This is a genomic window from Roseiconus lacunae (genome assembly GCF_008312935.1).
GTDB classification, from domain to species: Bacteria; Planctomycetota; Planctomycetia; order Pirellulales; family Pirellulaceae; genus Stieleria; species Stieleria lacunae.
Genome location: NZ_VSZO01000053.1, coordinates 245,584 through 260,652, shown reverse-complemented (window position 1 = coordinate 260,652; position 15,069 = coordinate 245,584). Strand labels below are relative to the sequence as shown.

Here is a 15,069-nt window from a genome sequence, read left to right as displayed (position 1 = left end):
CAAATTCGCAAAAAGCGAAAAAGGGGTCAGGACTCAATAGAAGCACCCGTCGGGCCGTTTCGCCAATTGACTCCTGACCCCTTTTACCGGTTTACTTGCGGTGAACGTTGTTTAGCGGCAGCGTCTAACGTTCTGATCGACCATCTTCACAGCCATCATGAAATTTCACACAGATTTTCGTCCCGAACAAATCGCCGATACAGTTTTTCGTGCCGACGGCGCCGTCATCCTTGGTGACGTCACCATCGGACGCGAGAGTTCGGTTTGGTTTCACAGCGTCATCAGAGGCGATGTCGAAGTGATCGAGGTTGGGTGTCAGACCAATCTTCAAGATCACTGCGTCCTTCATGCCGACCCAGGATTCCCCTGCAAGATTGGCGATCGAGTCACGGTGGGTCACGGCGCGATCATTCATGGCGCAACCGTCGAAGATGAAGTCCTGATCGGCATGCGTGCCGTCGTCCTCAACGGAGCGACCATCGGCAAAGGCTCGCTTGTCGCCGCCGGTGCCCTCGTGACCGAAGGAATGAACGTGCCCCCCGGATCGATCGTTGCCGGAACTCCGGCCAAAATTCGGGGCGAAGTCTCCACACGGCATCAACAAATGATCCAACATGGGGCGGACCACTACGTCGATGCCGGAAAAGCCTATCGTGAAAACCAAACACGCTAATCACGGGGCGACACAGCCGAATTTCGAAATTCAACCTCTGGAAGTTGAAAACAGGTTTTCGGGAATCGTTTCCGGCCAATCTCCGGAGAGTACGACGTTGCGAATTCGAACTTGTTTGTCCTTCGAGTCACGGAAGAAACCGAAAATCTGACTTCCATCGCGAGTCTCCGGCACACCTGCAAAGACGACTTCACCGTTGACCGAGAGGGTCAATCGGTTTCCATCACGTTTCATCGTGACTTCGTTCCAATCGCCATCGTTCAGCTTGATCGGTTTCGCCGGAACTCCGGGAACCGGTACTTCATAACCTTGGGGAATATGCCAGGACGTGTTTCCGGAGTTCATCAGATGAAGTTTACATCCGTCTTCCCGAAGCATGTACGCAACGCGGCCGATCGTCGGATGGACTTCAATCTTTTCCTTTTCGTAGAAGAACTCGTACCGTAATGTCTCCCCATCGCAAAGCGGGCGCTGGTACTGCAAACAATCTTGCTCCTGATGGCCGTGGCGTGTCAGTTCGCCGCTAATGATCTCCCCATCGTTGACAGTCCACGAGAGTGAACTCAGATCGTCAGGCCTCGGTCGTTTGCGAACGCTCCTCGGCTCCGCCGCTTCTTTATCGCGCTGTTTCATGTTAATGCCCGACGTCGGCAAAGGCATATTGAAGTACGTCGCCGTCCATCCACGCATGTCCTCGTCAGAGATCAAACTGACTTGCCGAGGAATTTTCGCTTCGCCGGTGATCTTAATTCCGCTAATCGTTAGCTTCTTGTCACCGCTAGTTGAGAAGCCGACGAAGGGCATGCTGTTGCGGCGGGCTTCTTGATAGGTCAATTGGTCATTGGCGTAGTGCGATGTGTGATCATCGTCGCGAACCATCCGATTGACATTCAGCCCATTTTTGTTGAGGGCCTTGGTGTAGTGCCGTACCCAGTCGTTACTACCATCGGAGTTGGCATAGACGGCTGAAGAACTTCCGTTGGACATCAACTCCAGGCCATCGCATACCAATGACGACTCGCGATAGCCACCGTCCTGACTGGTCATTCGAATTTCATAGTTGCCTTCGAGTGGATACTTAAACCAAAGGTAATCGTGCCCGTATCCGGCCACGTGCGAGATTTGCCCACGGCCATCGGTCACCCAAATCGACGTCGGTTTGCCATCGTGCCGTGCATGGGCGTTCGCGATTGTTGCGGGGGCCCAATGTTCCATCTCGTCGGCTGTCTTCCAAGACGAAGACTCCGCCCAACCTTGTTTCCACTGATAGCGAGAGATCCAGGGTTTCAGAAAACCGCGTCCCGCAGAATGCGTGTGATCTAACAACATCTCGGTGACACGTTTAGCAGCCGGTGTGTGGGTTGGATGGTGTGCGATCATCGACGCCAATTGCATCTCCGCCAATGGAATTCGTGATTTGGGTCGATTGTTCCCCGGTTGTCTCTGCTTTAAACGGGTTTCAATTTTGGCGATTAAGGCATTATCGATTTCCATCTCGAACGCCACCAATGCGATCGCGAGCGCGACGTCGGCCCCGACTCGTTCCTTCGATTGAGCTTCGGCTAGACGATCGAGCAGGTCTTGCCGCATGCCGGTCTCTTGTGCCAGTCGAGTCAGGAAGTGATAGTTCGTTGCGATCGGCAAAGCCTGGTCAACAACCGGCGGAAACGGCGGGTAGTGCCCTCCGACATCCGGCGGAATCCAGTCGGGTAGGGGCTGTCGACGCGCCAACGTTTGAATGTTTTGCAACGCCCCGTCGCCGGAAAACGTCCAGTCGGCCAACATCCGATAGGCCACCGCATGATCCTGCATGCCTTGCAGACTTTCTAAGGCCCAGCAGCCGACCCAATCGAGCGATGTATCGAGGCCTTGGTTGAACGCTTCGGCACGCATTCCCAAGTACAACAACGCCTGGTCCGTTCGTCCGGTCGGAAGCAATAGCTTTGCGACTTCTTCGAGTTGGTCTTTGCGGCGGGTTAACTGATAGGTGCCACCGCTGTAGCGGTCGTTGTCGTGGCTTGTCAATTCCAAATAATCATTGATCGCTTGGGACACCGACTGTTGTTCGAGATTTTTGTCCAAGCAAACCTTTGCTACCTGAAGGGCAAAGTGATCAAACGGTTCGATGTCCTGATAACGCTGCGTCGGTCGATTGGCATTGAGCAATGCCAGCGAAAGTTGGACCGCTGTTTTGCGGGTATGATCATTGTTCAGGGCGTGCGTCAGCGTTTGCAATGCGACCTCCTTTGATACGGTCGAAATGTCGCTCGCTACGATCTTTTCTAACCGCGCATTCGCTTCGGGCCCTCTCTCACCACGCAGCAGCACCAGCGTCGCGAGCAAATGTGTGATGGCATCGTCGGCTGTCAATTCGCCGAGTAAATCGTCTGTCTTGTTGCTCCAGTGAACCCGCATCGCCAAACGATCGAAAGCACTATCGACCACCACACGGTTTTGATCTTTTACCTCTGCATCGATACAAAGTGGTCGTGGTGGCTTGCCCGCAGGCAACACCAGTCGCACCCACGGATCGTAGACTCTTGTCGTCCACAATTTGTGTTTACGCCACGCCAATTCCAACTCCATGATCCGTTTGGCTAAACGGACTTCCTCGGCATCAAGCCGCTGATTGACATTCGATGACGGCGATGACGTGCTTTGTCGAGCGACTCCGAAGAGATCTCCTAGAGACTTGACGCCGTTCTTAACGGCATCGATGGCCGCCGATTTTTCCGGTGCATCGATCGCCGCATCGAAGGCGGCTTCGGACAAGTCCAGCATGTCGTTGTTGACCGCTGCGAGCGAAAGGTCAAGCATCATGAACTGACTTAACTCAGGTCCGACGACACGTGTCCAACTCGCTTCGGCCGCCTTTTTATCGTCCCGTCGCAAAAACGCTTTCCCGAGTTCCGCCAGGACAATGCAGTCACGATTCGCGTCACCACTGAGGACCGAATCGAAGGCGGACATCAACAACGCTTGGTCGGTTTCCTCGGCGGACTCCAGTAGAAGGGACGCTATGATGACAACAAGCTCACGTCGATCGTCGCGATCAATCTTGGTTGATTCTTCACCTTCGGTTTCGCTTTGACCGGAATTTGGCGTTGCCGTCCATCGCTTCAGCAGCGTTCGCAGCGTCTCGGGATTGCCGCGTAGTCCATCGAACATTGCCTTTGCCGCCGCGACGCTGTCATCGGTGGGACGCTCGTTGGCAAGCTCGGAAAGTTCGTCCTCAAACGCTTGTAGGTCATCCGTATTACCTTCGTCGTCGATCGCTTGTCGGACAATGTCCAGCCAAACGGACGAAAGCCCCATTTCCGTGAAAGGACGGCTACCGGTAGAAACAATGAAATCTACGGCAAAGTCGTCCTCATCAGATGGATTGATTAGCGAGCGAGCTGCCTGTAGCCCACCTTGTTCCATCACGTTATCAAGCAATTTTTTCTCTGCCGTTTCGAATTGCTCTCTACGCCCATTCGCATAGCGGCCTGCTTTGACGAAAAGGGTCCGGTCGAAATTCCTGGCGTAACGCAATCCGTCAGCCGGATAGCCGAGTTTGCCAAAAAACTCCATCATCGACATCGCATTGCGAATCGATCGGTACGCTTCGTACTCGGTATCAGAGTAGCCTCCCGACTCATTCTTCTCGAAACGTTTTATTCCTACCATTGCCATTTTACGTGCCTCTTCTTTGCGACCGTGATCGCTCAAAAAGTTGCAATAGCGGGCTTCAAGCGTGTAGCGGAACTCGCTCCCCCTGCGGTTCGAAGGCAACGTTAATGCCTTCTGGTAATAGCTATCCGCTACGTCGCTCATTTCATCGAACGTATCGATGTAGCTACCGACCAGCCAAATCATGTCATAGGTCGGTGCCGGAGACGCGTTTTCTTCGACTGCGGGAGCGAGTAATTCGATCGCTTCGTCGTATTGCTTGCTCGCCACACAAGTCAGCCCCAGCCAAATTTTTCCCCCCGCCCAATCATCGTTCTCTTGCAACTGGTCGCGGATCGATTGCTCAACAATTTTCAGCATCTCAGGTTTATCGGCGATGTGCCGGACCAAATAGGTCGTCGCGTTGTTGTGCCGACCATCCGAACCGGTCGAATAACCGTCGAACAAGGTGCCATACCCCGCATCGTCCTTCGCATTGTTGACCATCGCGTTGGCCATTTTTTGGACAAGCTTTTCGCTCTCCAGTAAACGCGACGAATAGCCCGAGACACGACTGAGGGCATTATTCCAATTACTGCCTGATGCGGATTCATCTAGGATCGCTTCAAACAATTGCTTCGCCTTGGGCAGCGTCGCCTCATCTTGCGCCAGATCTCGACAAATTTCGGCGGCACGATAACTCGTAAATTTCCCGATCCCTACCTCCATCATCAGATCGGCCAACTCGCCCATCCGATGCTTGTTTTCAAAGGGACGTTTGATATCGTAAAAATCGTTGTTGAAACTTGACTGATCACGACGAAGCAATTTTAGATAGGCATCGCAAGCTTCCGACATTTTTCCGGCTTGAACCAGTTGTTTCGCCGTCGCCGCCAAGGCTTGAACGTTGTTGACTTTGTCGACGTCCGTATCGGCTAGCAGATTGATGGCCTTCGCCTTCTGCCCTGCCGCGTCGTACATTTCCGACAACTCCATTCGAATCCGCGAGCTGTTCGGCGAATTCTCAAAACGCTGTTCCGTGCGTTCGATCAAGTCCATCAGTCGTCCGGTATTGGCGAGCATTTGCAGCGCGCTCGTGCGCCGAGACTGCTCGACCGTGCGGAAATTCGATCGCTGACGCGTCGGCGTGCTTCGCCGCAGCAATTCCATCGCGACCTCGGCCGCTTGATCGTTTTGTTTCTGGCTAAAGAAAAACGTCATGATGGACTGCAACTGCTCAGTGTTGCTGCCCCCACGATTTCGCATTCGTCGGACCAAATCCGCTGCGAGGTCTTTCATTCCCAAGCCGCCCATCAGCTTCGCCAACTCAATTTGTGCCGATGCGTTCAGGCGGACTCCAAACAAGCGTCTGGCGGCAACTTTCGCACGATCGGCGTCTCCGATTGCCGCTCCCAACCGGGCGGCGGCGAATTCGCGGACCGCCATCGTTTGCCGGTCATACACGGAAATCGAATCGATCGCTTTTAGCGCCCCCCGTTTATTGCCATCGCGCAGCAACAAGTCTGCTGTCATCAGTCGCAATTCAGGTTCGAGCATCGGAACGTGCTCGGTCGCGCGTTCCACCGCTTTGTCGAGCACCTCGGCAGCCGCGGCACTTTTTTCTTGCCACTGCCACACACTGGCAAGGGCGATCCGCTTCCAGATCTCGTCGCTGGGGTCTTCCGCCTGTTCGACTTGCTGTTCCAAAAACTCGATCCATGCCGGAACGGATTTCTGTTCGCTGAGCTGCTCCCAGATCTGGTAAAGCTGCTGGGCGAGCGCATCGCTTGGGCCGAGTCCCTGCGGCGGGAACTCAATCGTAATCCGGCGGTACGATGATCCCACCATACGATAGCTGCTACGTGGGCCGCCGACCTGAGTTAGCGTGATCGTGCGCTGACGCAGCGGCTCATCTGCAGTTTCTTCGATGACCTGATTGACGAGTTCGAATAACCGCGTGCGATAGCTCTCGTCCTTCATCCCCTCGCTCAGTCCATCAGTCACACGCGTTGGGTTGGTAAACAGTCCAATCAGCGCGACCGCCCGCTGGATCGAAACGGCTGGATTGGATCGATCTCGCTCTTCGAGTGCCTTGCTGATCACATTCCAAAGCTGATCGTCGGTGCCGTATATCCCCATTTGTTGAAGGACGATGTTGATGTTCTTGGAATCGACTGATTCGGCAACTTCACTGACAAACTGCTCGGCATAGCGTTTCGATTCTTCGTTGCGGCCGGAGATATTTAGTTCGGCAACATAAAACTCCAGCCAATTCATATTGGGCATCAGAACAAAATCTTGCTCCGATGTCGAATCACTTTCCGCTTTCTCCTTCAGCCATTGCAATCGTTCTTCCGGCATCGGTTCGACATTAAAGTTATCGCGTTTGTAGTTGCGAGAACGTGTCGACAGGAATGAACCGAGCAGGTAGTTCCCGGTTTCAGGATCAAGTTTTGAGAGCCGCCAAATCAGATCCCAAGTCGCGGGATCTTGGTATGAGACGCCAGTTTCCTGTTTCACCGATGACACCAATGACTCGGTGACGTATGCATCCCAGACATCTTGCTCGGTCGCATCATCCGCCAGTGCTTTTTCTTTGATTGGCTTCACGATCGCGTCCAAGTCCCCCTCAACCGACGCATGCTTGATCTGGCAGTACCGCCCCATCATCTTGGCGTTTCCGAGATCCATCGGCGTCGGCAATTGCATCTGACTTGATGAGCCGTATCGCTCGTCGACCAACCGATAAAACGAATACATGCTACTAATGCGTGCGTATTGAATCGGTGGGTTGGGATAGGTTTGCCCCTGGTAGGTTTGCATTTTCTGATAAGGCTTTCCGCCTTCGGGAAGTGTGTCGTCCGGCAAGTCGAGACCGACCAGACGATCGGCCGTTTCTGCTGCCGCTTCCCAGTCAGCTTCCGTCGCTTGCAGGACCATCAACTGCAACAACACCTCCCAGTTCTCCGAATCGTTTTCGAGAGTCTTCTTGGCAAGCTTGATCGCGAGGTCGATCTCGCCGGTCCGCAAAAGGCGATTCAAGTTGCGTGATAACTGTTTCGGATCCGACGAACTCTCGCTCATCTTCATCCAAATCGCTTCCGCCTCGGTCAACGCACCGGTATCCAGCAACAGTGTCGCCAGCATCGCTTCGTTTTTGCGATCTGGTGATAGTCGAGTCAAATGCCGCTGTAATCGCAGGGCTTCTTCGAACTCGCCGGCTTGTTGTGCCAAGTCCACCAAGCGTTCGAGCAACATCGTGTCGCTACCGTTCTCCTGCAGCATCGATTCAAGGATTTGCCGCGCCAGCCCGATGTCGCCTACTTGGGTATAGGCGGTCGCGACTAAATCGTTCATCGTCCGCCGATCACCCGATTCTCGTCCACGAATCTCCAATCGTGAGATCAACTGATCCAAGCGGTTGGAACGCAGATACAAATCGGCCAATTTCTCGACGACTTGGCGGCGATCTTCCACTTCGTCGCTTCCGTCAAGCATTTGCCAATACAGCTCAATCGCCTGATCGGTCTTGAAATCTTCGGCCAACTGATCGGCCAGCATCCGTTGAGCTTCGATACTGCGCGGATTCATTCGAACGCAGCGACGAAGCGAATCCAAGCGTGTATCAATTTTTCCGAGGCGACCGCATAAATCGGCATAGAACCGAAATGAATCAACCGACCCGCCGGACGAAGCGAGCAACTCATCGCCGACTTCCATCGACCGATCCCGCTCGCCGATTTGCATGAAGAGCGTCGCCAGTTTTTGTAGGTGTCCGCTTCGAAAACGGCTATCCGAATCGGCCAGTTGGCGTCGTTTCTCGATCGCATCCTTTAGTCGACCGGAGTCCTCGTACATCTGCGCCGCGATCACCAAGGATTCGACGGAGTCCGGTGTCAGAGAAATTGAAGTTTCGATCGCGTCGGTGGCCTCAAACGGCTGCTGTGCCGCATTGTGAAGCACTGCCAGCCGTCGCCACGTCGTCGAGTCCTTTGGGTCTGCCTCGACAACTTTTCGAAGCTCCGTGATCCGCTCCTCCAGCTTCCCCGCGGCCTGGTAGGTTTTGACTTCTTCGGCAAAGACCCGCTCGGCATCTTCCAACGTTTCAGACAGTTTCGCAGCGAGTTCGACTTGTTTAATCGCGTCGTCGTATTGTTCCCCCGTCCGCAGCCATTGGGCGTAACGCAATCGCTGATCGATCGTCGGATCCATCTGACACGCTTCGGCCATGATCTTTAAGGCATCGACTTCACGATCAAACTGATTGAAGATTTCGGCCAGCCGGACGAGATTCTCGCGTGTCCGAAGGTCACCTGCGGCGAGCGAGTTCCAGACCTCCACCGCTTCGTCTTTGCGATCAAGCTTATGCAGGTACTCCCCTAAGTACTCCTTGTACTGTGGATCTTGTGGTGCCAAGTCGATCGCAGCTTGATAGCGTTCCAACGCGAGTTCGGTCAATTCAGCCCCACGCAACAGGTCGGCGACTTGCGACTGTACAACGGCGTCATCGGAGCGAGATTCGGCAAGCCGCATCCACACTTTTGCAGCCGATTGTGCGCGATCCTTCTTATCCGTGTCTTTGTCCTCCAGGATGATTTGGCCCCATCGGACAAGGTGATCCGGGTTATCGGGGTCAAGTTCGGATAGCGACTCAAACTGTTTCGCCGCATCGGAGTAACGCTCGGCAGCGACATACGCATCGATCAACGCGAGTCTTGGTTCGGCCTCGCTTGGCGCCCGTTGGATCGCTTTTTCAAACCACTCGATCGCTTCAGGTATTCGCCCTTGCACCGATAACGTGCGTGCCAGTCGAACAATGGCGTCAATATCATCTGGATGATCGGAGATCCACTGGTCATAATATTCGGCCAGCCCGGCGTAATCACCATTGGCCAAGAAAGCAGACTCAATTTGACGTCGTGCTTCACCGTGTAGATAGCTTCCCGGACGCAGTTTAGAGATCAACGATTCGATCTGCTTAATCGCCTGCTCCTTTTGTCCGGCGCGAATTCGAAGCTCAGCAGAACGCATTGCAAAGACGATCTTGTCGTTATCCGATCGAGCTTGCTCGGCAAGATTATCGTATCGTTCAAGTGCCCCGGCGAAATCACCTTCTTCGACCAAGATCCTTGCGATCCGTTCTCGGACGCGCTGGTCACCGGGAAAGGCTTGCTCAAGATCTTTCCAGACCTGCAACGCTTCGGTTTCGCGGCCGGCTCGTTGGTGCAACCGCCCCAGTGTTCCGGCGATCTTCAGGTACTCTTGTTTCGGTGGATTCTTGGCGAGTGCCGATACAAACGCCTCGGCCGCTTTCTCTTCCTGTCCGACCAATAGATATGCTTCGCCGAGATAGTTTGCCGCGAACGCATTGTCTGGTAGTAACGCCGATGCCTTGCGAAGTGCGGCGACCGCCGCGGCGTCCTCGCTACGTTGAAGCTGCAGTAATCCTATGACCATGTGATAGCGTCCCGCCGCATCACCGTCGGATTGTTCGGATGCTTCAGATTCCAAACGTTCGATCACTTCACCGATATCACCACGACCGATGTGGTAACTGAAGATTCGATCCAAAGCGGTGCCTCGTGTCGGCCTACGCAACAGCACCGTCAGAAAACGCTCCGCCGTAATTCGTTCTCGTCGCTGTTCATCAGATTCTGCGTCGGTTTCATCGCCCTGACCGATTGCCATCGCCCCGGCATCGGTCTGCTGTGCGAACGCTGCAGTCGGAAACAGCATCGAAACACCCAGCATCGTTGTGATCAACAAAGCGCCGGTCCGCCGATCGCTTCGCCGAATCGAAAAGGATCGAACTAATCGGCATTCGAGGCCTTCCAGAGACATAGATCAAAACTCCGTTGCAAAGTAGCTAAAGGGCAACGCGTCTTTTGCGAAAATCAAGTGCCGGTAAAACACGAGGTCTGCGCCAAGACAATCTTTGTAGAACAGCAAGGCTTCTAAAATAGCACACCCAGCCCACCGACAGCGACCATTCTAGACAAAAGCGCTAAAATGTTATCGAACGCTCGCCGGCTCCCAAAACCCCGTATGCCCTAGGAAGGCTGACAATAAGATTTCGCAACCGCTCTTAGTGACTTGAGCTCATCTATGTCCGCAGTCAGCTCCACAGGGACAGCTAGCTGAATAGACCAGCACGAAACGCCGTCGGCCGACAGCGAACGTTCGAAGACTAGCCAGCAACCAAGGCAACAGCCGACGCCCCCGCCAAAACCGTGTCGCCACATTCGACGAGGCCCGTTCTGCCCGGCCACTCGTTTCTCGCTTCACCCATCACATCGCCTACGCTCGGCTGCCATATGGCCGGTGGACAAGGGTAGACAAATGCATCCAACGGTCCTCACCGGCGAAACCAAAAGCGGATCAGACGCCACACCTGACCTTGCAATCCGCACGAAAAGAGTCCTGACCCCTTTTTGACGGTGCCAGTTTGGGGGGCGGTCACGGTGCGTTGCACTTGATATCTTTGGTCGGACCACCCGCCTCAATCCGCAGCTCACCGAGGACGCCCACATGCAGAAGATTCGTTCATCCTGGTGGACTGGCACGCCACGTGCCCCGTACCTGCTCCTCCATTTCTACTTCGCGTTGTGCCTGATTCCCTTTCTCGCCGCCCCTCGCGCGTCGGCGAATGATGTCGCCAAACCAAACGAGACCCTCGGCGATGGCACGAGCGAGAAACTTGGCGACACCCAGGAAATCCTCGCAGGACATTCATTTCACGGAGAAGCGTTCAATGAAGGGCCAAGACAGAAAGCGTATCTGATGGGTGGCACCGGTGAGGTGACCTTCCCCGTCTCCACCGAAATCGAACTCGCCCAAAAGTTCTTTGACCAAGGGGTAGGACAATTACACGGCTTTTGGTACTTCGAGGCTGAACGGTCATTCCGCCAAGTCGCCTTGCTCGACCCCGATTGCGCGATGGCATACTGGGGCATGGCGATGGCAAACATCGAAAATGAAAAACGTGCGTTAGGTTTCATCAAAGAAGCCGTTGAACGAAAGAAGACCGCCAGCAAACGCGATCAACTTTGGATCGATGGACTTGCTGACTATCTGAAATCGAAAAAGAAGGATGAAAAAGTTGCAAAACAAGACTACATCCGCAGCCTCGAAAAAATTATCCACGACTTCCCTGATGACATCGAAGCTAAAGCCTTCCTAGCGGTACGGCTATGGCAGTTTAAAAAGGATCTGCCAATCACTAGCCACCAAGCGGTCGACGCGATCCTGGATCAGGTGTTTGCCGCCAGGCCGATGCACCCGGCGCATCATTACCGAATTCACCTGTGGGATAACGAAAAACCAGAACGGGCGATGACGTCTGCCGCGCTCGGAGGCCAGTCGGGACCTAGCATCGCGCACCTGTGGCATATGCCCGGCCATATCTATTCGCGTGTCAAGAGATACCCGGATGCCGTCTGGCAACAAGAGGCCTCTTCACGAGCTGATCATAACCACATGATGCGAGATGGTGTGCTGCCGGATCAAATTCATAACTACGCGCACAACCAGGAATGGATGACGCGCAACTTGATCAACATCGGACGATCCGGCGATGCCTTGGCGATCGCGACAAACCTAGTCGAACACCCGCGACATCCGAAGTACAACACCGTGGAAAAGCGAGGAAGTAGCGCCGCACACGGACGCGCCCGATTGTTCCAAGTGCTTCAACGTTTCGAAATGTGGGACAAGTTGATCGAACTCAGTGAGACCATGTACCTGGAACCAACTGACGTCACATCGGAACAAGACAAACGCATTCGTGCGTTGGGAGTCGCCCACTTCGAGAAAGGCGACTCGAGTCTGTTGCTCGCTCAACTCGTCGAGCTACAGGCTCGCTTGGCACACACACAACGTGAGCGAAAAGTGGCTCAAGACAAGGCCGAAAAAGAAGCGAAAGAGGCGAAGAAAGCGGCGGCCGAAATCGACAAGGCCAAGGCCGACGCAGTCAAGCCGATCGACCGGAGGATCAAATCACTCAACGAATCGATCGCAGAGTTGAACGCCTACGCTGGATTGATGGTTGGTTCGAACGAGTCCGCGAAGACACTGCTCGATCAAGTCACCGGAATCGAAAAAGATCGTTTGGCCCGACTCTACATGCGAGCAGGGGACCACAAGAAGGCGGAGCGACTCGCGAGTGAAGCGGTTGAGTCCGCCAAGAATGAAGTGATCCCGCTGGCCAACCAAGTCGATGTGCTTTTTCGTATCGGCAAAAAGAAAGAAGCTAGCGAAGCATTTACCAAATTACGCAAGATCTCAGGCCACATCGACGACCTATCGCTTGCCCCGTTCGAGCGACTTTCCGATGTCGCCGCCGCGATCGAACTTCCCGATGATTGGCGGATCACCCCCGAACCAAACCAGGATGTAGGCGAGCGGCCGGCATTAGCCACCATCGGTCCTTTGCGGTACACGCCCTCACCGGCAATCAACTGGAGCTTGCCGAATGAGAATGGAGATTCACTCGCCTTCGAACAGTTTGAAGGGAAACCCGTCGTGGTCATCTTCTACCTCGGCTTTGGATGCCTTCACTGCGCCGAGCAGTTGACGGCCTTTGCGCCAAAGACAAAGGAGTTTGCCGACGCCGGGATCTCGTTGGTGGCCGTCAGCACGGACACTATCAAGGAATTGAAAAGCTCGATTGACAATTTCCAAGTCGAGGGTGAGTTTCCCTTCCCGCTGGTCTCCGATTCCGAGCTGGGAACGTTCAAAGCCTACCGCGCTTTCGACGACTTCGAGAACCAACCGCTGCACGGCACCTTTCTAATCGACCGCGACGGCTTCGTCCGTTGGCAAGACATTAGTTACGAACCTTTTAACGACCCCGACTTTCTACTCAAGGAAGCAAAACGGTTGCTTCGTTTACCGGTCCGGCCCAAAAACTGATCTTGGCGGGCAACTACGGAAAAAACTCGCAGGATGAATGTGTGCAGCCGCCGATCTCTTTCGAAGGCGGCCAATCGACCGAGTGATTCAAGCAGTTGGGGCAACGGCTACCGTTTTGGTGTCGCAACCATCAGGTCGTCAATGACATCTGCAAGTCTGTCAGGGCGGCCTTTGATTTCGACGTATCGATGTTGCTTCTTGAAGTCCTTTTTAAATTCGGTATGGCCATCGGAATCGACGACCACTCTTCCGCCGTCAACGACGTTCCAAAATTTCGGTTCGACTCCGCGAACGGCCAAGAGTACGGCAGCTTGATCGTGCGCCGGTTTCCCACGGTCGATCGCTTTCCCGCCCAAGTATGGTCGGAGCTCAAACGCGCGGCGTATCGGATGGTACTCGTCAACGGTCTTCAGTTTCGCCCCGCAGTGCAGCGCCGATCCGATTTCGAAGCCCTGCCAAAGAATGGGTGATGGCCAACGGTTGGCGACGGCGACTGCGGCGGGAGGGTCAAGCAAGATATTGGTCTCCGGCTTTGCGGAACGAGGAAACGCGCCGCCCATGATCACCGTCAACTTGACCTTCGTGGCAATCAACTCAGCACCAGACAGTGGGCTATGCCGATCGCCACTGGAATTGAGCAGATCTTCTAGATTGCTAAGCGCCCCGACACTACAAATCACGACACTGCGGTCCTTCTGTGCCGCTAGCGTTTGGCGATACACCTCCAAGGCGTCGGGCGCGTCGCTGTCACCGGGGCTGTCTTGAGGAAACTCGTTGCGAAGCACGGGGGTGTATGGGCTGGGGCGGTTCCATTTCGTTTTCGCTCCGTCTTTATCCGTGCCGATCGGCACGTCAGGGCGACCATAGAAGGTATTGATTGCGTCACATGCGGCAGCCGAATCGCCCGCGGCGTCTCGCCGATTGGTTACCACTGCCAAAATTGTCGCTTCGCCTTTGTCGGCCAACGCGTTCAGTACCGCGAGCGCACCAGCATCGTCACAGTCACCTGCCATATCGGTATCGAAGATAATGGAGACAGGGGGTCCCGCCCCGGACGAATCCTGTGCGAGCAGGACTGAGCAAACGAGGCTAACGAGGACAGTCAACACCGTAGGAAGTTTCTTTTCGATCATAACTCGACAGGTTCGGATTCGTAGTGGACCCGGGACACGGCCAAACCTCGTACGATGGTTGCAACCAATCATCACCGGACATGCATCTTGTTTTATGCCGGACATCTCTGGTTATGCCACCCGGCTAATTCGAAATTGTGCATCATTAGTGGTTCAAGGAACATCGCAGCTCAGGCCGCCAGAGCTTTCGACTAGGCAAGAGAAAACGCAAACGCCCGCCAAACGCGAGAGACCAACTTCAATGCCAATGCAATTCAGCCTGAGGAAGTTGCTGATCACTACCGCATTGGCCGCTACTTGCTTCGCACTCATCGTTGCTTGGCACCATAGCATCATGGGACGCGTGCGATATGCCCGTAGATTGGAATCCCACATCGAATCACTGCGTGGCCGAAGACCTAGCCAGCTGACCATTTCACAATGGGATTGCATGGTCGACTGGACGCGAAATCTGCACGGAAACAGTCTCATCGCGTTCCAAACAAGCACTCCGCAGCTTGCTAAGTTTGAGGCCCGTGTTGCGGCGAGACTTGCCGGAAATGTAGACGCCAACACGATCGAATGGCTGTGGGATGAGTACGCCGGTGTTTGCCCGGGAGGACAAAATTATCAGCGTTTTCGGTTAATGGTTAATGACTCTTTAGCCGCGCTCAATTCTCCCTCCCGCCTGGATCCGCCCGATTTGCCTACCGATTGATTTTT

5 protein-coding genes are annotated in these 15,069 nt (G+C 54.4%); 3 read left to right on the top strand and 2 right to left on the bottom strand.

Annotated features, from left to right (window positions below; all coding sequences use genetic code 11):
• The first annotated feature begins 157 nt into the window (after positions 1 to 157).
• Complete coding sequence (locus tag FYC48_RS24095) at positions 158 to 673, top strand: gamma carbonic anhydrase family protein (protein WP_149499343.1); 516 nt, start codon at positions 158 to 160, stop codon at positions 671 to 673.
• Between the two features lie 30 nt (positions 674 to 703).
• On the opposite strand, the gene FYC48_RS24090 is transcribed toward FYC48_RS24095, so the two are convergent.
• On the bottom strand, positions 704 to 10,165 hold the full coding sequence (locus FYC48_RS24090; protein WP_149499342.1) for a tetratricopeptide repeat protein: 9,462 nt from the start codon (positions 10,163 to 10,165) through the stop codon (positions 704 to 706).
• 687 nt (positions 10,166 to 10,852) lie between these two features.
• On the opposite strand from FYC48_RS24090, the gene FYC48_RS24085 reads away from it, so the two are divergent.
• Complete coding sequence (locus FYC48_RS24085; RefSeq protein WP_149499341.1) at positions 10,853 to 13,234, top strand: peroxiredoxin family protein; 2,382 nt, start codon at positions 10,853 to 10,855, stop codon at positions 13,232 to 13,234.
• Positions 13,235 to 13,341: 107 nt separating this feature from the next.
• Here the strand turns inward: FYC48_RS24085 and FYC48_RS24080 are convergent, their stop codons facing one another.
• Positions 13,342 to 14,367, bottom strand: a complete 1,026-nt coding sequence (locus FYC48_RS24080; protein ID WP_149499340.1) for a nucleoside hydrolase — start codon at positions 14,365 to 14,367, stop codon at positions 13,342 to 13,344.
• Positions 14,368 to 14,614: 247 nt separating this feature from the next.
• Between FYC48_RS24080 and FYC48_RS24075 the strand changes: the two genes are divergently transcribed.
• Positions 14,615 to 15,064 (top strand): hypothetical protein, encoded by a 450-nt coding sequence (locus FYC48_RS24075; protein WP_149499339.1) that lies wholly within the window; start codon positions 14,615 to 14,617, stop codon positions 15,062 to 15,064.
• Positions 15,065 to 15,069: the final 5 nt, after the last annotated feature.